The following is a 20,145-nucleotide window of genomic DNA, read 5'->3' as shown; positions in this document are numbered from 1 at the left end:
TATGTCATTTTGAGAAAGGAGGCCCTTATGCCCACGCAAACTCGCAAACAGCGTCATGCCACAAGTTTTTTTGACAACATGCCTTGGCAACCACTGCTTATCTTCACAATTGCCCAAAACATTATCTGGTGGAGCTTTCCGATTCATTACGGCCGACTTACGGGCGCTGCCTTTCATGGCAATCAACTACTGTTATTGGCTTATACAATCGTCATGAGTCTCACAACTTTTTTAATGTTTCAGGCCAACTTTAAATCGTTATGGGCGCACGTCCCCATTTTGATCAGTCTAATTCTGGCCTTCTCTGGCATCATTCGTGGTAACTTAGAAATTCTGATCATGTTACTCATGTTCTCGGGCTTTTGGTTAGTGGTCGAAATGCGCTGGTTGAACTTACAAAACATTTGGGGGCTCATCATTTACGCCTTACTGTCAACTTTTCCCATCAGTAGCGCCATTTTCTTTTTCCAAAACCGTTTTCTTTCAATGACCTTTTTAATCCAGCTAATTCCGTTGGTGGCCTGTCAATTGTTTTTTATGATGCCAATTTTTGAAACTGAAGGCAAACGACGTGTCATCGCTACTGCGGTAACCGGTGTGCTGTTAATCGCAGCCATTTTATTCTTTCATTTTTCTTTGCTAGGTGTGTTGGCGATGGCGGTTGTGATTATAACGTTCTGGTTTAGTATCAACTACCCTAATCTAAAAGCACAATATACGGCTGCAGTTTACATCGTGCTCGAACTGCTCGCCTATTTAATCTTAGTTTTTGCTTAGTTTATTGACTGCTAATTAATTGAAAGAGGAGCCTTCAATTTTTTCGGAAAGCTCCTCTTTTTGTTTATGCCGCCTTAAGTTTTAAAACGCTTAAATGACTGGCGATCCGGATTATGCGGTTACGCCGACCGGAAACGCCGTTCCAGGGGACCGGTCTCAGCCTCCTGAAACCCGGAGTCTTTAACCTTGATTATGAGCCGAAGTACACGTCTCATAAGTCATCCCGCAACACTAAGCGGCCAAATTCTCGCCGCCAAGTGTTGCCGACATGGAACTCTGTTTCCGGTCAGCTTCACTTCTATCACAACTTAGCCGACTATTTACAAAAAATTGTTAAATATTAAATGACATCCACATGAAACCTGCGACTACATCAATTCCAAACAACAGCCGAAAATTAAGCCGTGACAGGTCCACCTGCCAGTTTCTCCTTGAGATACTGACCTGTTACACTAGCTTTCGTTTGGGCTACCTCGGTTGGGGTACCAGCAGCGACCAACTGGCCACCCTTCGTACCACCTTCAGGACCCATGTCCACAATGTAGTCAGCGTTAGCCATGACGTCCAAATCATGCTCGATCACAATAACTGTGGCGCCCTCATTAATGAGTTGATCAAACACCCGCAGCAACTGCTGAATATCTAATGGATGAAGCCCCACAGACGGTTCATCAAAAACAAATAACGTACCGGTCTGGCGACGGCCCATCCGTGATACCAGTTTCAAACGCTGTGCTTCACCACCGGACAATGTTGGGGTGCTTTCACCGAGTTCAAGGTAACCTAGACCCATGTCATGTAGAGCACTCAACGTATTTGCTACGCTTGGTACATCGACAAACAAGTTACGTGCATCATCGACGGATAACGCCAGAATGTCAGCAATCGAAAGATCGTGCCACTTCACACTTAATGTTTCTTGATTATAGCGTTGACCGTGGCATTGAGGACAAATTTCCTCGACATCTGGTAAGTACTGAACATCCATACTTATTGTGCCAGTACCATGACATAGTGGGCAGGCGCCATCATTTAAATTGTAAGAAAAGTGACTGGCCGTCCATCCCTTTTCTTGTGCCTCTTTGGTATTGGCAAATAAGTTTCGAACAGTGTCCAACACACTCGTGTAAGTCGCAACGGTTGAACGGACATTTTTACCCACTGGCACAGAGTCAACCATGACCACATTATGAATCTTAGCTCGATCTAGCTGTTTGACCTGTTTTGGCAGTGGCTGATGTTTAACATCCGCAAGAATCCCAGGGATTAGACTATCTAGCACTAACGTTGTTTTCCCAGCTCCAGACATCCCCGTCACAACAGACAACCGGTTCTTGGGAAATTGCGCTTTAACGTCACTAATATTAAAACGATTGGTTACCTCAATTGATAATTTGCCCTTTGCAAAAAGCTGTTTATCAGTCAATTGTGGCCGTTCTCGAATTGGTGCCGTGCCATTTAAGAATGGCGCAATTAAGGAAGACTCATGCTTACGAATCGTGGCAACAGTTCCATGATTGACAACCTGTCCGCCTTGCTTCCCCGCTCCAGGGCCAATTTCGATAACGTAGTCGGCGGCCGCAATGATACTAACATCATGATCTACAACCACCAGTGAATTACCCTGCTCAACTAGTTGATGGAAAACTTTAATCAGTCCAGTAACGTTAGCCGGGTGCAAACCGACAGAGGGTTCATCAAGAACATACAAAACGCCTGTGGTTTCACTGCGCAATGTGCGTCCTAATTGGATTCGTTGCAACTCACCCGTCGACAATGTGTTACCGGCACGATCTAACGTCAGGTAATTAAGTCCCAAATCCGTAAGTGGCGTCAAACTGTCTTTAAATTCTTTGACCAGGTCCGTACCTAAATGCTGAACGCGTTTGGGTAACCACGGAACAATCGTATCCGCAAACTTCATTAGTTGATCCAAGTCCATTTTGGTAATTTCCGCAATGTTGTGTCCTACAACAAGCTGGTCTAACAGTGCTGGATCAAAACGAGAGCCATGACACGTTGGACATGTATCAAACACATAAAACTTGTTGAGCCGTTCAATCGCCCGCTCGTTAGTCGTGTTGGCCATTGAATCTTCCACGGCATTGAAGGCATTTTCGTACATTGCATTGTCCATATGGAAGATTTTGCCCTTCGAACTCGGAATGTTAATGGCGTAAGGCTGTTTTTTGCCATGTAATACTAAATCCTTTGCTTCATCAGGCAGGTCCTTATAAGGTACATCGATGGGGATTCCCACCGCTTCCGCTACCAACGGCATAAAGTTGCGACCAGCTAAGTGCCAGGACGCCACGGCTCCCTCACGGATAGTGAGATTTTCATCCCCAATAAGCCGGTCAGCAGCAATTTGACGAACTTCACCAACCCCACCACACGTTGGACATGCGCCGCCTGCATTAAAAGCAAAATCCTCGGCACCACGACCACGATATCGAACGCCACATGTTGGACAGACAATCCAACCATCATTTTCCGCCACTTCAATAGTCGGTGGCACACGGTGACCGTTTGGGCAGACTGTGGACCCCAATCGTGAAAACATCAATCGTAAAACATTTAGACTCTCACTCATTGTACCCACTGTTGAGCGAACACCTGGCACCTGTGGTCGTTGACGCAGCGCTAATGCAGATGGCAAGTATTGAACCGACTCAACATTGGCCGCGCCGACCTGACTAATCCGCCGTCGCGTATATGTAGACAGTGCGTTTAAATAGCGCCGTGTCCCTTCAGCGTATAATACCCCCATCGCCAGCGAGGACTTCCCAGAGCCCGATCTCCCGGTAATGGCGACAAACGCATTTAACGGAATATCAACATTCACATTTTTAAGGTTATTGACTCGTGCACCACGCACTTCAATATTATCTGGAATCGTTTCTTTATGCTGGATTGCCATTTAATCACTCCTCCTATATTATCTCTTAGCTTTGATGTCATCCCTTTTGCACGCTACAACAAGGAGCCAAGCTATTTAAACGCACAATCATTAAGATGATCATTCACAAGTCCGCTGGCTTGCATAAACGCGTAGACAGCCACGGGTCCCATAAACTTAAAGCCTCGACGCTTTAAATCCTTAGCAATTTTGACAGACAGTGCTGTCTTCGCAGGCACATCATTTTCAGTAGCCACGTTGTTTACAAGTGGCTGATTGTTTACAAATGCCCACCAATAAGTTGCAAAACTCCCAAATTCTTTTTGAACTTTGATGAAGGCTTGCGCATTGCTTACCGTTGCGGCCAGCTTAGCCCGATTACGAATAATTCGAGCATCCTGTAAGAACGGCTGCCAATCTGCATCGGTCATGTTCGCCACCTTTTTGATGTCATAACGATCAAAATCTTCATTAAAAGCTGCCCGCTTGTTTAATACCGTGCGCCACGATAGTCCAGCTTGATACATTTCCATACACATTAATTCAAACAAGTCATGATCATCACGATGCGGCTTGCCCCATTCCACGTCATGGTAGGTCTGCATTAACCCTGATTCTTGACCCCACGCACACCGAATTGTCATTCGCACACCTCCCACTTATTGATAGATAGTTTACTTTCATTATACGTTTTTCAATCTAAACTTCACCCCGGAAAGAACGGTGATAAAACTATCAATCCGTAAATAAAGCGGTTACAATAAAGATGAATAATAACAAACGTGCAGAACCCACTGGCTTTAATTGGCGACGCTTCTCGTCAGTTTGAGTAAGGGGCGTAATCCTTTGCCAGTGGAACAAACCACGCTGAGGGGGCATCACCATGACATTCTTATGGATTTTGTTCTGGATTTTTATCATCTTAACGATTCTTAACTTAGCTCGTTACGTCGCAACTCGACTAGCACACCGTTCCACTCGTCTAATGCGTATTTACAGTGGCTACTCTGTTCTAGGGTTAGTCATCGTCTATTTGATTATTGCTGCATTGCACTGAAATGTATTTTATGAACCGATTTTTTAAAAGAATAAGAACATTTTTCGTTTTTAAAATTGCATTGATAAAGCCAACAATGTTACGAATTGCTGGCTTTTAATTTTTGCAAAAATTCCACTTCAATTACTTTTGTTTGTCATAAAAATGATATTCTATAAGTAATGTATCAAGCAAGAACTATTGGTCCAGTTTGAACCCTTTATCCTTGTTTCAGCAGAAGTCCCAATAATGACATTGTTGATAAACTAACCTTTCAAATTAAAAGTTTTCCCAAAAAGTATCAGTGGTTGTATAACTGTCTGCTTTCTCTCGTGATGATGTTATTGCTATACTTATTTTACGATTTATTGGCCACTCTTTTTCACTGGACTAGCTTCTCGCCTACCTTTATTTTAATCATGTTAATCGTTACACTCATCGTTCTAGTCATTCAACGTTATCAGCAATTACGGAGGTCGCAACAATTATGAAACGCTGTTTGCTAATACTACTATGTCTGTCGGGGTTGAGCGGCGTAATTGTCTCTCCAACAACGCCAGTCCAGGCAGATGCAATGCCAGTATCCAAACTGGCCCTTGATGCTAAAACTGGTCATGTATACCAAGAAGAGAATGCGTCAACTGTTCGCCCGATTGCATCCATTTCTAAACTTTTTACCGTTTATTTTGCCTTGCAAAAGATCCACCAGGGAAAACTTAAGCTAACGGATACTGTTACAGCACCAGCAAACATTGCCAGCCTATCCCAAGATTCAAGACTTGCCAATGTGCCACTCCAAGCTGGCAAGAAGTATTCGGTTCGCGACTTGTTATACACATCACTCATTCATTCGGCCAATAGCTCTGTATTGTTACTGGCTCAAAAAATGTTTGGGAGCCAAGAAAAAGCTGTTAAGCAAATTAACCATCAGGCACACGTGTGGCACCTGAAACATTACCAACTTGTTAACGTGACCGGTCTAAACAATGACTTGATTGGCGATTTACGCGTCCCTGGTACACCTGAAGATGCGGAAAATAAGATGAGTGCCAAAGACGTTGCGACAGTCGCTAGAAAGACTTTGAGTTACTATGGTGATCAGTTATTGAGTATCGCAAGTGAACCACGCGTAAATTTCGATCTATCGGGCTCCTTCCCAACCGAGAATCGAATGTTGCCCACGCAACCGGATCATTTTAACGACACACCTGTTGATGGATTAAAAACTGGTTCTTCGGAAGGCGCGGGGAACTGTTTTGTTGGTACAGCCAAAAAGCACCACCATCGAGTGATCACCGTTGTGTTGGGCGCCGATTATGCTAACAAGGACCAGGTCTTTCAAATTACGCATCAGTTATTCACAAGCTCATTTCAAAAAATCACCCAGTAACATTTTTTAGTATCAATTGACACATACAATTAAAACACGTCCGCTTTTCAAGCCTTAGTTGCAAGCGTTGAAAAGCGGACGTGTTTTTTAAGAGTATTTTTACTGAAAAATGTTTTTTTGGCAATGCCAATTAGTTGATTAGGACTTTAATAATCTGATTATATCCATTGCTACTAATACAGCGACTTCCAAAGAAGCAACGCTTAACAAATTCTGAATTGCAGTAATAAACGTTTTACCTTTATCCTGAACCGCGAGAAAGGCCTTCGTATTCCGAATCACAACTGGAATCAAACCGAACACAATGATCATTAACCATGGTAACCAGCCAATCAAGATTCCAATAAGCACAAAGACAAATGCCATTCCGGGCACAAACGGATAAAGCTTTACCGCCCGTTGCTTTCCCAGATAATAAGGTAACGTAAAACGTTGATTTTTCATATCTTGTTGCAGGTCACAAATATTATCGGCATACATAACCCCACCGTCTAAAATCACAATGGGCAATGCAATCACAAATAAAGTCAGAATCACGGCCAGATTAGCGGTAATGACAAAATGCCAACCATCAAAATACATCGCTATCGGCAGTTGTTTAGGCATGTTCACGTAAGCTGCAATAAAGATTGTACCAAACCCTTCACATAAACCACTTAATATTTCTCCTAATGGCATTCGCGATAACGGCACTGGCCCTGCCGTGTATGTGATTGCAATCAAAATGGCTAAGCCACCGATAAAGAGCAACACCAAGTTTGTCCGGATTATCAGCAGGATTCCCATGCTACATGCAATGATTAAAAACACCAACATTAATGCCATCATGTGATGCGGGTTCAAATGTTCCCGGCCTAAAATATTATCCCGGCCACGGTAGGCTAAATCCTTGGCTTTGTAGTAATCCTGAACATTGTTAAAACCTGTCACGAAGAATGCAATACTCATTTGGCCAATAAAATAAATCAATGTATTCAGCCAGTTAAACTGACCATAAGCGTAATATGCGTACGCTGTCCCCAATAAAAATGGTAACAAACTGGCTGTTTTGGCTGGCAAACGAATAAGCTCCAAAAACAGTGGCCACGTTAACGGTTTATAATCTGTTTTCATTTATTGCACCACCATTTCCAAGATCAATCCCAGTAATAATGATCCATTGACCCAAAGAATATTACTGATTGCTGGCCATAACTCTTTTTGAAACAAACCGTTATGTGCTGATGTCGTTATTTCATCAGCAGTCGATGTTGTTTTTCCCGCAACCATTTGTTTAAAATGACGGTCGTTAAGTACAGCAGCTGGCACTGCTACCATCATGACCACTAACCACCAAGATAACATTCCTGTCGCCATACCGATGATAATACCGAGAAAACCAATAACGAGGAAACTACGGTAAACGATTAAACTCCACCGCTGCCCTAAATACTCAGGCAAGGTGTGTTTAGTCTCATCAATTGTCTGATCACGTAACCCAACAATGTTTTCTGCGAACATTAAATTAGCGGTCGTCGCCATTAATGGTAAACAAAGCAACACAACAGCAATTAACGACCACAAATTGCCCATAACAAGCATCCCCGGCCAGTGCAAAATAATGCCGATCAGTTTTTGTGATGGTACGTTTACATAAAAAGCCGTGAACGGTAGCAATAATCCCAATGAACCGCCTACGAATACTTCGCCCAGCGGCAAACGTGACAATGGCACGGGACCAATCGTATAAAAGATGGCGATGCCAAACCCAATAATTCCCAATAGTAAAAGCATTAAGTTGGTGCGCCAAACTAGCCAGATACCAAGGCAGGTGGCCAGTGTCAGCATCACCACGAGCATAAGTTGAACCAATAACAACGGCAGCTGACGTTTGCCAATAACCGTTTGTGACTGTGCGTTCACTGATCCTTGTGACTTATTGTAGGCCACTAAGTTGCTGATACCAGTAGTCGCCATTGCGAGCGTCAATGTCACGATAAACAACACAATTGTATTAGCCCAATTTACATCATATCCAAAATCAATCGCAAAAAAGACCCCCACTAAAAACGGCAAAATACTGGCGAGTTTTGTTCGCAGCGCCACTAATTCACCGAAAGATGATAATCTCATAGCTTCCCCCTCAACTTTGCCCTGTTACCTAATCAAAACGGTCTTTCATCCAATTTTACCCTCTTGCAACGATCACAACTACTTACTCCCATGATATCGAAAACTTGAATGCTTTACCAATAGCGGCTGAAAATCATATTCATTAGTCATGCACTGCCTTAAGCTAATGGTTACTTGGCGAGTACACTGGTTTCATCAAAGTCAGCACAATTTAACAGCAAACAATTAGTTTGTGAAACGTGTTACGTAAAATGCAGCCTTTCTCAATTCATTAAAACGAATAATAAACAATAAGCTTTATTTCACCCCTTGTTTATCAATTTTGGAAACGGTTTCGGCGTTCAACATAATTGTGTACAATAAATAACTTCTTTTTGTGAATATATTCCTGAAGGTCTAGACAATCGACGAATGTAAACGCTATAATTGTTTCATAGTTAATGCACTTATTTATAACTTTTATATTATCTCAGAGGAGTTGTTGGAAATGGCTCAAAAGAATATTGTTGTCGTCGGTGCCGGCTTCGCTGGCGTTTACGCCACCAAGCATCTGGCCAAGCATTTCAAAAAAGATTCCAACGTTAAGATCACACTGATCGATAAGCACTCGTACTTCACCTACATGACGGAGCTACATGAAATTGCCGCCAACCGGGTGGATGCAACTGCCATTCAGTATGATTTACAACGTTTGTTCTGCCGTCGTAAGAACGTTAAGTTAGTGACGGATACGGTTAAGTCAATTAACCGAACCGATAAAAAGGTTGTTACGGAACACGGTTCATTTGACTATGACTATGTCATTTTAGGCATTGGCTCACAGCCTAACGACTTCGGCACACCTGGCGTTAAGGAACACGGTTTCACCCTCGGTTCTTGGGAACAGGCCGTTGCCCTTAAAGAACACATTGAAAAATCTGTTCGGGCGGGTGCTATCGAAACAGATCCAGACAAACGTAAAGCATTGCTTTCATTTGTTGTCGTTGGTTCTGGTTTCACCGGTACTGAAACCATTGGTGAAATGCGCGACTGGCGTGACCAATTGGCTAAGGATAACAAGCTTGATCCAACTGAAATCAAGTTTACGTTAATGGAAATGGCGCCAACCATCATGAACATGTTGGATCGCCGCGATGCCGATAAAGCAGAACGTTACATGACCAAACGTGGTATCAAGATCATGAAGAACACCGGTGTTGTCGGTGTCCATGAAGATCACGTCGACCTCAAAGACGGCTCCACCTTCCCAACTTGCACCTTAATCTGGACTGCCGGGGTTAAAGCAACCGATCAAGCCGCCAACTTCGGTTTGGAACAAGGTCGTGCCGGCCGAATCAAGGTTAATAAGTACACTCAATCAGAAGATCCAAATATCTTTGTTGTTGGTGACGTGTCCTTACTTGATGAAGATGGTTCCGGTAAAGGTCAACCTCAAATTGTCCAAGGTGCTGAAGAAACAGCTCAAGCGGCCGTTTCCAACATCATTAACACAGAAGACGGCAAACCATTAGTTGAATTCAAGCCAAACTATTCAGGATTCATGGTTTCCTTGGGTTCTCAATATGGGGTTGCCAACTTGATGGGTAAGATTCACCTATCTAACTTCTGGGCCATTTTGATGAAGCATTTGGTTAATATCCTCTACTTCATTCAAGTTTACTCAGCCTACTACCTCTTCCAGTACTGTATGCATGAGTTCTTCCGGACTCGTCATAACCGGAACCTCTTCCGTGGTCACATTTCGCGTCAAGGTAACGTACTGTGGACTGTTCCTGCACGGATTTTCCTAGGTATGATGTGGTTGGTTGATATTTGGCCGAAGATTCAAGGCAAAGGCTCATGGTTCTTGCCTAAGTTGCGGTTACCATTCGCATGGTTAAAGCCGGCAACAACTAGCGGTGCTAGTGCTGCTGGATCCGGTGGTGGCGGTGCTGCGGCTACCAGTGCAGCTAGCGGTGCAAGTGGCGCAGCAAGCACCACAGCTACTGCAAATCCAACGATGTTCTCTCTTTCCTACGATTATGGTCACGACCCACAGATGGTCTTCTCCAAGATGCCACACTGGTTCCAAGCCGTAACTCAAGTATTTGTTCCAAACCAACAAACTGCCTTCTTCATGCAAAAGTTTATGACCATTATTGAAATCTTCATTGGGGTTTGTTTGGTTCTCGGTTTGTTTACTTGGGTGATGTCAGCTGCTTCAGCAGCCATGGTTGTCGTCTTTAGTCTCAGTGGCATGTTCTACTGGGTTAACATGTGGATTTTCTTCGTCGCAATTGCCTGCATGAACGGTTCCGGTCGTGCGTTTGGTCTCGACAAGTGGGTAGTGCCTTACCTACAACGGGTCTTCGGCAAGTGGCGATATGGAACACCGAAAGCCTTGTATGGCAGCGATGTCATGAAGTAATCATTCATAGCTTATATTGTCAGTGGTAGAGTTCTAGGGTAGACTTGCCCTAGAACTCTTTTTTGAAAAGTGAGCGCTCTCAAGTCGGACTTGAGAGCGCGTTATGAAAAATATGTCCCTACTTTTTAGTACCACTAACCCCGTTTTCAGTTTGATGCTGCTGATTAATTGATATCTCTCAAGGTAATGGATTCGGTCAGAGATAGCGTTCCGTGATAGCACCACTGAGTAGCCTAAAGCGCTACTCAGTGGTGCTGGACGAACTTTGAGACCGGTGTTGGGGCTCAAAGTCGAGGTGCGAGACCGCTTTTCAGGGCTCAAACCGGTCCCATGGAACGGCATCTCTGGCCGAAGTAACGACAGACAGGCATCAAAACGTTAAACTAATATGTAACGGTTTTAATAATGAAAGAAAGTGTGATTACGTGAAGCTTTCTCCCACAGTCAAACGGTATTTGAAAATGATCCGCCCGTTTGACATCATCATCGTGACCCTACTGATTATCGGATCCTTCATCCCCCTGATGGTCTTCACCACTAGCCAACATCACCAGGCAGCCGCTCAAACAACGGCCAAAAGTCATGAAGTGTATACCGCTGTGGTTTCCCACAATGGTCACGTACTTAAACGGATTCGGTTAACTGGGCATCAAGGTAAAACACGTTATCATTTCACAATGGGTCACGGTGCCTATAACGACACGTTGGTTACTGACAATCGTATTCAAATCAGTGATGCCAACTGTCCCGATCAAATTTGTGTTCACCACTCGGCCATCAGCAAGCCAGGTCAAACCATCGTTTGTCTACCGCACAAAGTATTGGTAGAAGTGAAGAGTTCAAACGGTGCCACACACAGCAACTCTACGGGAGGACTTGTTAAACCATGAATGTTCAGTCATCAAGAACACGACAGTACATCTACATTGCCCTCTTATGCGCTCAGGGCGTGATTATCGGTTTACTTGAACGAATGATCCCGTTTCCGTTTGCATTCGCACCAGGCGCAAAATTAGGCCTTTCAAACATTATTACCCTGGTTTCATTATTCACAATGCCCGTTGGCGACAGCTTTTTACTCATGAGTATGCGTTTGTTACTGACGACCTTGCTTGGTGGTACCGTGGCCACCTTTATGTATAGTGCAGCTGGTGCCCTCCTATCCTGGCTGGGAATGCTGTTAATCAAACAGCTCGGTGAGAAACGGGTCAGCATGATTGGCATTTCGGCCAGTGGCGGAATTTTATTTAATGTCGGTCAGCTAGCTGTTGCCAGTTTGGTCGCACAAAGCTGGACCGTCATGCTCTATCTGCCCATTCTAGCGGTTATCGGCATTCTTGCCGGAATTGCGATTGGTATTACCGCAAACTTTTTATTTGAACACGTCGACACACTGAGTCGACTTCGGTACGACCATCAACACTCACCAGAGAGGAACCAATCATGAAAATTCACCCAATGTGGCGTGAGTACCCTGCTCTCCAAACGGAACTTGAACAGGTGCTAACTTTAATTGATCAGAACATTACCACCAATAACGTCCCGGTAAGAGACGCTATTTTAGACATGATTAACGCCGGCGGCAAAATGTTACGGCCGGCGTACTGCCTCTTATTTTCACAATTTAAGCAAACGGATCGTCACAAGATGATTGCATTGGCCGCTGCTGTCGAAACCTTACACACTGCAACGTTAATTCACGACGATGTCATTGATGAATCTGACATGCGTCGTGGCCTGCCGTCTATTCAAGCAACGTTTGGTAAAGACACCGCCGTCTATGCGGGTGACTACCTCTTTACCGTCTGTTTCAAACTGCTGGCCGGTTATGCCAGTGATTTGCGCAGCGTGCAACAGGATGGCAAACACATGGAAGCCATTTTAAACGGTGAGTTAGCACAAATGTCCACACGGTATAACATGGCTATCACCATCGACCAATACCTGAACCAAGTTTCCGGCAAGACAGGTCAGTTATTCGCGCTCAGCACTTTTCTCGGTGCGTATGAATCTGGCAACAGCCTACGCTTTGCCCGCAATGCCCAAACGATTGGTCTCAACATTGGGGTTGCTTTCCAGTTGTTGGACGACATCCTCGATTACACGGCCAGCAGCAGTCAGTTTGGCAAACCTGTCCAGGAAGACATGCGCCAAGGTGTTTACTCAGCACCCCTGATTCTCGCCTTACGTGAAGCGCCCGAGGCCTTTGCACCGTACCTTAGCAAACGGCTAAAAATGACGGACGATGACGCCAAAGCAGTTGATCAACTCGTTCGTGACCACGGGGGTATTGTTAAGGCACAGGAGCTAGCCAAAGATTACACTGACACTGCATTAACCGCGATTGAGAAATTGCCGGATATGCCCGTTCGCGCCATCCTGTCACAGCTCACCAGTTCATTGTTAAATCGTCAATCCTAGCAGAATTGTTACTTTCCGATGAAGGGAGGCGCACGATACATGAGTAACGCCCTTCTGTTAGGCCGCTTTATTCCCGGAACCAGCATCATTCATCGTCTAGATCCGCGAGTCAAACTGTTAACAACGTTATACCTCATCTTAATCATTTTTCTAGCTGACAACTGGCAAACGAATTTGTTGCTATACAGCTTTGTTCTGATTGGTGTGTTGTGCGCCCGACTCAGTTTGCGCTTCTTTTTCAGGGGTCTGCGACCGATGTTTTGGCTCATCATTTTTACAGTTGCTATGCAGCTACTGTTTACTCATGGCGGCACTGTTTATTGGCAATGGGGCTGGCTGATCATTTCACAAACTGGACTTCAAAATGGGCTTTACGTGTTCCTTCGTTTCGTCTTTATTGTGTTTGTCTCAACACTGCTGACGCTGACCACTGCCCCATTAGCACTGGCAGATGCCGTAGCATCATTGTTGCGCCCCTTGCGCTGGTTTCATTTTCCAGTAGACGAAGTGGCACTCATGCTTGCTTTGGCACTCAGGTTTGTGCCCAACCTCATGGATGAAACCAGTCAATTAATGGCCGCGCAACGTTCACGTGGCGTCGAATTTGGCGAGGGCAACGTCTTTCAACAAATGCAGGCGCTCATCCCCCTGTTAATTCCCCAATTAGTGACCAGTTTTCGCCGAGCGGACGAGTTAGGCACCGCGATGGAAGCCCGTGGTTACTCCGGGACAGCCAACCGAACCAAGTTTCGAATTCAGCAATTTCATGGGCGTGATGGTGCGTTTGTCCTTATTCTGCTGATCTTGACTGGACTATTAATCTTAATGCGATAAAAAAAGGATTTAACACAACGACAAATTGTGTTAAATCCTTTTTTTAATCCTTATTCCCTACCTGTGACTTTCTTCAACCATTCGTATAATCGATATTGGAACGGTTTGACTGGTTTGGTAAACGCACCCAGCATCTCCTGTGTCACACCAGTAAATGACTGTTTGAACCCAAGCACACCATCGGATCCGTCAAACATGCCAGACACACCGTAGAAATTATATAACGGTACATGATTTTCAATTGCAACATGAATCATATGATTCTGGACCATGTAAGGTGCGTAGAAGTTCTTAAATTCTTCATTTGTGAAACTAAACATGTAGGCAATTTCCTGTGGCTGGATAAAGAACATTCCCCCAGACAGAATGGTCGACTGACCATCCTCACGTTTAAAGCCTTCAGCCTCTTTAATCCGCTTTTCATGCTGACTAATTTGGTCACTCAGTTCACGCCGCTGACTCTTGATATGCTTGTTATTTGGCTTATCCTTTAACTTAGCATCTAAGCCGTCAACCCGTTCTTGTAACTTGTCAGCCTGTTTTTGCTGATTAGCAATATATGTGTCGAAGTTCAGTTCAGCCACAATAAATTGAACTTTGTCGCCATATGCTTTATAGGTCGCCTGATAATAGTCCAATGTTTTATCGTTAAAGTTCAACCGTTCTGCCGTAGCCTCGGTATATTTTTTAAATTGTGGCAGCTCATCATAATCCAACTGACGTAATTTAATACCAAATTGTTTCGTTTTCTTCAACGCATACTGGGCGTCCTTTTGATAACTTGCCACCACATTATCCGCCGTAATCCCACTCATCTTTTTAACAAACTGATAACCCAGTTCGATCGTGGAATAACCGGGTTTAACGGCTGAGTGACTAAAGCCCGCCGCCGTTAAGTTTGCAATGGCATCCTGATTAGGCGTGGCAATAACCTTGCCATCATCATCAAATTCACGACTGATCACGTTTGGCAACCAACGCAATACCAAACCATGATGTTGCTTGGCATAACTGACCATCCCGTCTGTCATTACTTTAACCAGCTCTGCGTTGCCATAATCCATCATTGGCCCGCCGTTGACTTCAAACAAATAACCCATCCGTAATTTTTCAGACGTCAATAAGGCCGCCGCAATCACCTGCCCGTGTTCATTAGTAACCCCAACGTATGTCGCGTCGATGTTACGCCGACTCAGCACTTCTTTTTGTTCTGGTGTTTGCGTGTAACTGCCTTGTGGATGCTGTTGCTCAAAAGCGTAATAAGTATCTTTATCGAGTTCTTTAAAATTCATGATTGTGATAATAATTGCCCCACTTCAACTAGATTTCTGTAAATATTATAGCATTGCCATGTGCTTCACATACACTAACAATGCGTTTTTTACCACTCTTAGTGCAATCATTAAGTTGTTACTGCATTATGGTAAACAAGCTTTACCTCTCTTACAACTTGCATGATAATATTAATAGAGTTCTTGTCTTACACATTCATCGTTTTAGCAATCGCGTATTGTTACAAACGAAAGGGGTAAATTTCATGATTAAAAAGCGCATTTCATTAATTGGCTTTGCACTGCTTAGCACAATTACACTGGCTGCTTGCAGCAATAACAGCCAATCTACCAAGGCTTCCAGTAGCAGCCATGTAAAAACAGAGCAAAAAAAATCCAGCGACACAGAAAACAGCTCATCTTCCAGCAGTTCTGCATCGACTTCATCTAAAAGTTCTGTAGAAGAAAGTAGCTCAAGTTTATCTAGTGAGGCCAGTTCTTCAATTGAAGCAAACCAATCAACTGCTTCAGTTTCTCAATCACAAGCTACAACTAGCAGTAATGCAACATCAAGTGCTAACTCCTCAACCGCAGCTAGTGCTGGTCAATCTAGCATCGCAACTACAAACGATCCTTGGCACGGATACTCAGAAGCATACGTACGCCAAGCTTTAATCAGTGTCGGCGCTAATGCCAACGCCGTAAATCAAATTCCTTCCGCTACACTAGCACAGGCGTTTGACAAAACCATGTCTAATCCTTACGGGACCGATCCTGGTTATCTGTGGCGTCAGCTATATCAACAGTACCCCGCATTAGGAAATCCAGCAAATTAAAGTTGAGAACAGAAAGGCGTCTCAAATTTGAGACGCCTTTCTGTTACACTATTTTATTTTTATTCAGCAGACTAATTTAGTTAGCCCAACAAACCGTTGAAAACGACAATTGCGAAAGCAAATGCCACTAATGAAATAAACATTCCAATTATTGTGCTAATATTTTCACCTGTTAATGAAGTAATAATATTACTACCCTCATTGTAAAATCATTTTGAACCAAACGTACATAGGTGTAGACTAATGACGTCAATTGAATGTATTAAAAAAGGGAAAGACATGTCAGATACTAAAACTGCGGCAAATTTTGTCAAAAACAAGAAATTGATTGAAACACTGCGTTTATCGAAATTTACAACGTCTATTCAGCATCCTGAATTAGAATACTTCTGGTATGACATGAAATTAGCTGATCAATTTTTGGGCTTCTTAAGACAACAAGGCATCTACATTTCATCATCTGGACTATTCATTGATAGTTCAAACTGTTTATATTTCATGTGGGATGTGCAATCTTACACATTACAGTCTGCACGTTCCCTCGCTCTACAGCAAATCGCAAAGCTCTAATTTAAACATTCATTCTCTTAAATCTTCAAAGTGTATATTTAAAGAGGTTCCATGACTGAAAAAAAGGTCGTGGAACCTCTTTGAATTATGAGACCAGTAAAGTCCCAGGGGGAGTCGCCGTGCAATGTCAAAACATCTACACCAATTCCAGTATTTAGACACTTAATCATCCGATAATTGTTCCAATGCCTTGATTATCAAAATGCCATAGTTTTCCATCAATCCACTTATTTTGATTATCTAATCTGACGCCGCCGTCGCCAAAGTAATATGTGTGTCCCCAGTTGTAATAGAAGCGATTTGTATATCTTACACCACCATCACCGAAATAGTAGGTATGGCCCCAGTTACTGTAAAATTGATCCGTATATCGAGCTCCATCGGGGCCAAAGTAGTACGTATTCCCCCAATTATTATAAAATTGATCTTTGTACTCTTTACCATCTGGACCGAAATAATACATTTTCCCGTTTTGAGAGAAAAAGTGATCCTTCAATTGCGTACCAATACCAAGATTATCGAAGCTCCAAAGATTATCACCAATTATTTCAGTCGTACTAGTGGCTCTTACGCCGCCGTCCCCAAAATAATATGTGTGCCCCCAATTATAATAAAACTGATCAGTATACCTGATACCGTCGGGACCAAAGTAATATGTGTTGCCCCAATTATTATAAAATTGGTCTTTATATTCCTTTCCATCTGGTCCAAAGTAATACATTTTCCCATTTGGATCGTAAAAATGATCCTTCAATTGCGTACCAATACCAAGGTTATCGAAGCTCCAAAGATTATCACCAATTATTTCAGTCGTACTAGTGGCCCTTACGCCGCCGTCCCCAAAATAATATGTGTGTCCCCAATTATAGTAGAATTGATCAGTATACCTAATACCGTTAGAATCAAAATAATATAAATTGCCCCAATTGCTATAAAATTGGTTCTTGGACATAGTTCCATCAGGATTAAAATAATACATGTGATTATCCTGCCACAAAAAATGATCTACAAACTTTTTACCATTTTCAAAATAACTTTGCGATCCATCAGCATTTGTGTGCAACCCATTATATGGTTTACCATTTTGATCGGTGTATCTGATCTCATTACTAATGACACCACTGATTCTGGCAGCCATTAAATTATATCCATCCTGGGTTGGATGGATTATCTTATCACCTAAGAGAGTGTTTCTGTTTCCATCATTTACGATGGGATTATCGCGCCAATCTAAAACTGTAACTTGAACGCTTTCATAAGTGGATTTAAGTGCGTTGTCTAAATCATTTTGGCTAAAGCCAGCCGGTCCTTTTTCATCTAAATTCTGCGTTCTCGCCCATGCTTGCATAGGTAAAATGCCAAAAATTCGAATTGCTGGATTAGCGTCCCTAATTCGTAAAATTTGGTTTTTTAACGTACTTTCAATCTGATTTAAGCTAGCAAAGCCGTTTGAACTATTAGCATCGTCAAAGTCATTGACTCCCAATGAGATTACAATATCCGAATAATCTTTAGGATTAATTCCACTTATTTCATCAGATAATGTCGTTTGTCCACTGCCAATATCGGTTATTCGTGCGGAATTCACACCCCTATTATCAACGGGAACATGTAGGTCGTTTCCAACGAGATTAGGCCAGGGATTTTGAGCACGCGTAGATCCGTTAAAACCATATGTAATGGAATCACCAAATGTTGCAATGCGCGTAATCGTTTTATCAGGAATTGGAGTATTTGCATTTTCCGTAAAAGAAGCGCTTACACTCAAGTTAAAAAATACACACAGAGAAAACAGAAAACTTAATGTAATTTCAACGGATACAGTAAACAATTTATTAAACTTCATAGTTCTCCTATCTTTCACTAATGAGAAACACATGTCACAACTTAATCTAATGATATCATTTATATTTATGAAAAAAAAGAATATGTCAATGCTCATGCGGCCATTTTGTTTCTATTACAATCAACTTATGTCTATCTTTCGCATATTATAACTTGAATTATATTATTAACATATCTCATATGTTGTGGAAACGCCTGCCTCTAGGAAAATATCCAATGGCTTGGAGAAACGTTCGGGCGAAGCACAAGAACTTTGATGTTATTAACGGAAAACCACCGTATCCGATAGTTTCAAAGACATAAAAAAAGACCCCTTCAAAGGAGTCATGTATGCCGCCGGTGGGGGTCGAACCCACACTCCCGGTAAAGGGAACTGGATTTTGAGTCCAGCGCGTCTGCCAATTCCGCCACAGCGGCAAGCTATGAAATTCTGTTACACGCCCTTCGACGTGAAAGGTGGTAACCGGATTTGAACCGGTGATGAAGGTTTTGCAGACCTCTGCCTTACCACTTGGCTATACCACCATAATGGAGCAAATCCAAAGTTGGGATAGCTGGATTCGAACCAGCGCATGACGGAGTCAAAGTCCGTTGCCTTACCACTTGGCTATATCCCAATAAAAAGGGCGGTATGTGAGAATCGAACTCACGCGTGCTGGATCCACAAACCAGTGTGTTAACCACTTCACCAATACCGCCATAATATTTAAATAAGCAGGGATAGCAGGAATCGAACCCGCACCGGCGGTTTTGGAGACCGACGTTCTACCGTTAAACTATATCCCTATAATGGCGGAAGTTGGATTCGAACCAACGAACCTTTCGGGGCGGTTTTACAGACCGCTGCGTTTAGCCACTTCGCTATTCCGCCATACTCTGAAATGGCGCGGGACGGAATCGAACCGCCGACACATGGAGCTTCAATCCATTGCTCTACCGACTGAGCTACCGAGCCATACCAAATTTGGTATTTAAAAATTTACAATAAACAACGGTCCCAACGAGACTCGAACTCGTGATCTCCTGCGTGACAGGCAGGCGTCCTAACCAACTGGACCATGGGACCATCATTAAATGGAAGATACAGGGCTCGAACCTGTGACCCTCTGCTTGTAAGGCAGACGCTCTCCCAACTGAGCTAATCTTCCAAAATATTAAAAATTGACCCCTACGGGATTCGAACCCATGTTACCGCCGTGAAAGGGCGGTGTCTTAAACCACTTGACCAAGGGGTCATATAAAACGGAGAGTAAGGGATTCGAACCCTTGAAGCAGGTTGTTACCCGCTTACATCATTTCCAGTGATGCTCCTTCGGCCAACTCGGACAACTCTCCATTTTTAATTTTAAACTCCGGCAGGCGGGCTCGAACCGTCGACAACCTGATTAACAGTCAGGTGCTCTACCAACTGAGCTATGCCGGAATAATATGCATGGCGACGACCTACCCTCGCAGGGAGCGATCCCCCAACTACTCTTGGCGCGACGAAGCTTAACTTCCGTGTTCGGCATGGGAACGGGTGTATCCTTCGTGCCATCATCACCACACTCTGAGCGTTATCCACTCAAAACTGAATCATGATCTTCTTTTCTTTAACCGGACCACCACTTCGTGGTTAAGTCCTCGACCGATTAGTACTAGTCCGCTCCATGTGTCGCCACACTTCCACTTCTAGCCTATCTACCTCATCATCTCTGAGGGGTCTTACTTCCATATAGGAATGGGAAATCTCATCTCGAGGCGAGTT

At 43.4% G+C, this 20,145-nt stretch carries 17 protein-coding genes, 12 tRNA genes and 2 rRNA genes; 11 read left to right on the top strand and 20 right to left on the bottom strand.

Translation table 11 applies throughout. The annotated features are described in order from the left end of the window. Positions 1-27 precede the first annotated feature (27 nt). The gene (locus G400_RS15575; protein WP_017261613.1) at positions 28-777 is read left to right on the top strand and encodes a hypothetical protein; all 750 of its coding nucleotides are present in this window, start codon (positions 28-30) and stop codon (positions 775-777) included. 113 nt (positions 778-890) lie between these two features. Then, a complete protein-coding gene (locus tag G400_RS16210; protein WP_152323440.1) occupies positions 891-1,121 on the top strand; it encodes a hypothetical protein in 231 nt (76 codons plus the stop codon). A 53-nt stretch (positions 1,122-1,174) separates the two neighbouring features. Here G400_RS16210 and G400_RS0100145 read toward each other — a convergent pair whose 3' ends face one another. Both G400_RS0100145 and G400_RS0100140 read right to left on the bottom strand, forming a co-directional pair. Next, positions 1,175-3,697: an excinuclease ABC subunit UvrA gene (locus G400_RS0100145; protein WP_017261612.1), complete on the bottom strand. Its 2,523-nt coding sequence runs from the start codon at positions 3,695-3,697 to the stop codon at positions 1,175-1,177. 71 nt (positions 3,698-3,768) lie between these two features. Next, a complete protein-coding gene (locus G400_RS0100140; RefSeq protein WP_017261611.1) occupies positions 3,769-4,320 on the bottom strand; it encodes a DNA-3-methyladenine glycosylase I in 552 nt (183 codons plus the stop codon). 239 nt (positions 4,321-4,559) lie between these two features. Between G400_RS0100140 and G400_RS16205 the strand changes: the two genes are divergently transcribed. Together G400_RS16205 and G400_RS14120 are read left to right on the top strand one after the other, a co-directional pair. Then, positions 4,560-4,733 (top strand): hypothetical protein, encoded by a 174-nt coding sequence (locus G400_RS16205; protein WP_017261610.1) that lies wholly within the window; start codon positions 4,560-4,562, stop codon positions 4,731-4,733. Between the two features lie 466 nt (positions 4,734-5,199). After that, on the top strand, positions 5,200-6,102 hold the full coding sequence (locus G400_RS14120; RefSeq protein ID WP_017261609.1) for a D-alanyl-D-alanine carboxypeptidase family protein: 903 nt from the start codon (positions 5,200-5,202) through the stop codon (positions 6,100-6,102). A 138-nt stretch (positions 6,103-6,240) separates the two neighbouring features. On the opposite strand, the gene G400_RS0100125 is transcribed toward G400_RS14120, so the two are convergent. Together G400_RS0100125 and G400_RS0100120 are read right to left on the bottom strand one after the other, a co-directional pair. After that, positions 6,241-7,215 carry a UbiA family prenyltransferase gene (locus tag G400_RS0100125; RefSeq protein WP_017261608.1) on the bottom strand — a complete coding sequence of 325 codons (975 nt, stop codon included), beginning with the start codon at positions 7,213-7,215 and terminating at the stop codon, positions 6,241-6,243. Continuing rightward, the gene (locus tag G400_RS0100120; protein WP_017261607.1) at positions 7,216-8,214 is read right to left on the bottom strand and encodes a UbiA prenyltransferase family protein; all 999 of its coding nucleotides are present in this window, start codon (positions 8,212-8,214) and stop codon (positions 7,216-7,218) included. It lies immediately after the preceding gene. A 487-nt stretch (positions 8,215-8,701) separates the two neighbouring features. On the opposite strand from G400_RS0100120, the gene G400_RS0100115 reads away from it, so the two are divergent. The 5 genes from G400_RS0100115 (at position 8,702) to G400_RS0100095 (ending at position 13,876) form a co-directional block, all read left to right on the top strand. Beyond that, positions 8,702-10,621, top strand: a complete 1,920-nt coding sequence (locus tag G400_RS0100115) for an NAD(P)/FAD-dependent oxidoreductase (RefSeq protein ID WP_017261606.1) — start codon at positions 8,702-8,704, stop codon at positions 10,619-10,621. Positions 10,622-11,046: 425 nt separating this feature from the next. After that, complete coding sequence (locus G400_RS0100110; RefSeq protein WP_017261605.1) at positions 11,047-11,511, top strand: NusG domain II-containing protein; 465 nt, start codon at positions 11,047-11,049, stop codon at positions 11,509-11,511. After that, complete coding sequence (locus tag G400_RS0100105) at positions 11,508-12,068, top strand: Gx transporter family protein (protein WP_017261604.1); 561 nt, start codon at positions 11,508-11,510, stop codon at positions 12,066-12,068. The genes G400_RS0100110 and G400_RS0100105 overlap by 4 nt, the downstream gene beginning before the upstream one ends. Continuing rightward, a complete protein-coding gene (locus G400_RS0100100; protein WP_017261603.1) occupies positions 12,065-13,042 on the top strand; it encodes a polyprenyl synthetase family protein in 978 nt (325 codons plus the stop codon). Before G400_RS0100105 ends, G400_RS0100100 begins: the two co-directional genes overlap by 4 nt. Positions 13,043-13,081: 39 nt before the next feature. After that, positions 13,082-13,876, top strand: coding sequence for an energy-coupling factor transporter transmembrane component T family protein (locus G400_RS0100095; RefSeq protein ID WP_017261602.1), 795 nt, complete (start codon positions 13,082-13,084; stop codon positions 13,874-13,876). A gap of 50 nt (positions 13,877-13,926) precedes the next feature. Here G400_RS0100095 and G400_RS0100090 read toward each other — a convergent pair whose 3' ends face one another. Then, positions 13,927-15,168, bottom strand: a complete 1,242-nt coding sequence (locus G400_RS0100090) for an aminoacyltransferase (RefSeq protein WP_017261601.1) — start codon at positions 15,166-15,168, stop codon at positions 13,927-13,929. Between the two features lie 245 nt (positions 15,169-15,413). Between G400_RS0100090 and G400_RS15570 the strand changes: the two genes are divergently transcribed. Together G400_RS15570 and G400_RS0100080 are read left to right on the top strand one after the other, a co-directional pair. Further along, positions 15,414-15,983: a hypothetical protein gene (locus tag G400_RS15570; RefSeq protein ID WP_017261600.1), complete on the top strand. Its 570-nt coding sequence runs from the start codon at positions 15,414-15,416 to the stop codon at positions 15,981-15,983. 279 nt (positions 15,984-16,262) lie between these two features. Continuing rightward, positions 16,263-16,553 (top strand): hypothetical protein, encoded by a 291-nt coding sequence (locus G400_RS0100080; protein ID WP_017261599.1) that lies wholly within the window; start codon positions 16,263-16,265, stop codon positions 16,551-16,553. A 166-nt stretch (positions 16,554-16,719) separates the two neighbouring features. On the opposite strand, the gene G400_RS15565 is transcribed toward G400_RS0100080, so the two are convergent. From G400_RS15565 to G400_RS0100005, 15 genes are all read right to left on the bottom strand, one after another. Continuing rightward, complete coding sequence (locus G400_RS15565) at positions 16,720-18,399, bottom strand: GDSL-type esterase/lipase family protein (RefSeq protein ID WP_017261598.1); 1,680 nt, start codon at positions 18,397-18,399, stop codon at positions 16,720-16,722. Between the two features lie 330 nt (positions 18,400-18,729). Next, positions 18,730-18,815, bottom strand: a tRNA-Leu gene (locus tag G400_RS0100070). Between the two features lie 37 nt (positions 18,816-18,852). Next, positions 18,853-18,923, bottom strand: a tRNA-Cys gene (locus G400_RS0100065). A 20-nt stretch (positions 18,924-18,943) separates the two neighbouring features. Beyond that, a tRNA-Gln gene (locus G400_RS0100060) sits at positions 18,944-19,015 on the bottom strand. Between the two features lie 8 nt (positions 19,016-19,023). Then, positions 19,024-19,096, bottom strand: a tRNA-His gene (locus G400_RS0100055). Positions 19,097-19,113: 17 nt separating this feature from the next. Continuing rightward, a tRNA-Trp gene (locus tag G400_RS0100050) sits at positions 19,114-19,184 on the bottom strand. Between the two features lie 4 nt (positions 19,185-19,188). Beyond that, positions 19,189-19,269 (bottom strand) — tRNA-Tyr (locus G400_RS0100045). Between the two features lie 11 nt (positions 19,270-19,280). Next, positions 19,281-19,353: transfer RNA gene (locus G400_RS0100040), tRNA-Phe, on the bottom strand. Between the two features lie 37 nt (positions 19,354-19,390). Continuing rightward, positions 19,391-19,464 (bottom strand) — tRNA-Asp (locus G400_RS0100035). A gap of 9 nt (positions 19,465-19,473) precedes the next feature. Further along, positions 19,474-19,546, bottom strand: a tRNA-Val gene (locus tag G400_RS0100030). Between the two features lie 14 nt (positions 19,547-19,560). Next, positions 19,561-19,633, bottom strand: a tRNA-Glu gene (locus G400_RS0100025). Positions 19,634-19,641: 8 nt separating this feature from the next. Next, a tRNA-Ser gene (locus G400_RS0100020) sits at positions 19,642-19,733 on the bottom strand. A 15-nt stretch (positions 19,734-19,748) separates the two neighbouring features. Further along, a tRNA-Asn gene (locus tag G400_RS0100015) sits at positions 19,749-19,821 on the bottom strand. Positions 19,822-19,828: 7 nt separating this feature from the next. After that, positions 19,829-19,945, bottom strand: a 5S ribosomal RNA gene (gene rrf, locus G400_RS0100010). 64 nt (positions 19,946-20,009) lie between these two features. Continuing rightward, positions 20,010-20,145: ribosomal RNA gene (locus G400_RS0100005) — 23S ribosomal RNA — on the bottom strand; the annotation flags it as partial.

The organism is Furfurilactobacillus rossiae DSM 15814, from assembly GCF_000428925.1.
In the GTDB taxonomy this organism is placed as follows: Bacteria; Bacillota; Bacilli; order Lactobacillales; family Lactobacillaceae; genus Furfurilactobacillus; species Furfurilactobacillus rossiae.
Note: the sequence above shows the minus strand (reverse complement) of the source record. Positions and strands in the feature narration are given on the sequence as shown.

What these genes read in the sequence shown, in the direction of transcription:
- G400_RS15575 (WP_017261613.1), top strand. Translation starts at nt 28, where the DNA reads ATGCCCACGCAAACTCGCAAACAGCGTCATGCCACAAGTTTTTTTGAC.
- G400_RS16210 (WP_152323440.1), top strand. Translation starts at nt 891, where the DNA reads ATGCGGTTACGCCGACCGGAAACGCCGTTCCAGGGGACCGGTCTCAGC.
- G400_RS0100145 (WP_017261612.1), bottom strand. Translation starts at nt 3,697, where the DNA reads ATGGCAATCCAGCATAAAGAAACGATTCCAGATAATATTGAAGTGCGT.
- G400_RS0100140 (WP_017261611.1), bottom strand. Translation starts at nt 4,320, where the DNA reads ATGACAATTCGGTGTGCGTGGGGTCAAGAATCAGGGTTAATGCAGACC.
- G400_RS16205 (WP_017261610.1), top strand. Translation starts at nt 4,560, where the DNA reads ATGACATTCTTATGGATTTTGTTCTGGATTTTTATCATCTTAACGATT.
- G400_RS14120 (WP_017261609.1), top strand. Translation starts at nt 5,200, where the DNA reads ATGAAACGCTGTTTGCTAATACTACTATGTCTGTCGGGGTTGAGCGGC.
- G400_RS0100125 (WP_017261608.1), bottom strand. Translation starts at nt 7,215, where the DNA reads ATGAAAACAGATTATAAACCGTTAACGTGGCCACTGTTTTTGGAGCTT.
- G400_RS0100120 (WP_017261607.1), bottom strand. Translation starts at nt 8,214, where the DNA reads ATGAGATTATCATCTTTCGGTGAATTAGTGGCGCTGCGAACAAAACTC.
- G400_RS0100115 (WP_017261606.1), top strand. Translation starts at nt 8,702, where the DNA reads ATGGCTCAAAAGAATATTGTTGTCGTCGGTGCCGGCTTCGCTGGCGTT.
- G400_RS0100105 (WP_017261604.1), top strand. Translation starts at nt 11,508, where the DNA reads ATGAATGTTCAGTCATCAAGAACACGACAGTACATCTACATTGCCCTC.
- G400_RS0100100 (WP_017261603.1), top strand. Translation starts at nt 12,065, where the DNA reads ATGAAAATTCACCCAATGTGGCGTGAGTACCCTGCTCTCCAAACGGAA.
- G400_RS0100095 (WP_017261602.1), top strand. Translation starts at nt 13,082, where the DNA reads ATGAGTAACGCCCTTCTGTTAGGCCGCTTTATTCCCGGAACCAGCATC.
- G400_RS0100090 (WP_017261601.1), bottom strand. Translation starts at nt 15,168, where the DNA reads ATGAATTTTAAAGAACTCGATAAAGATACTTATTACGCTTTTGAGCAA.
- G400_RS15570 (WP_017261600.1), top strand. Translation starts at nt 15,414, where the DNA reads ATGATTAAAAAGCGCATTTCATTAATTGGCTTTGCACTGCTTAGCACA.
- G400_RS0100080 (WP_017261599.1), top strand. Translation starts at nt 16,263, where the DNA reads ATGTCAGATACTAAAACTGCGGCAAATTTTGTCAAAAACAAGAAATTG.
- G400_RS15565 (WP_017261598.1), bottom strand. Translation starts at nt 18,399, where the DNA reads ATGAAGTTTAATAAATTGTTTACTGTATCCGTTGAAATTACATTAAGT.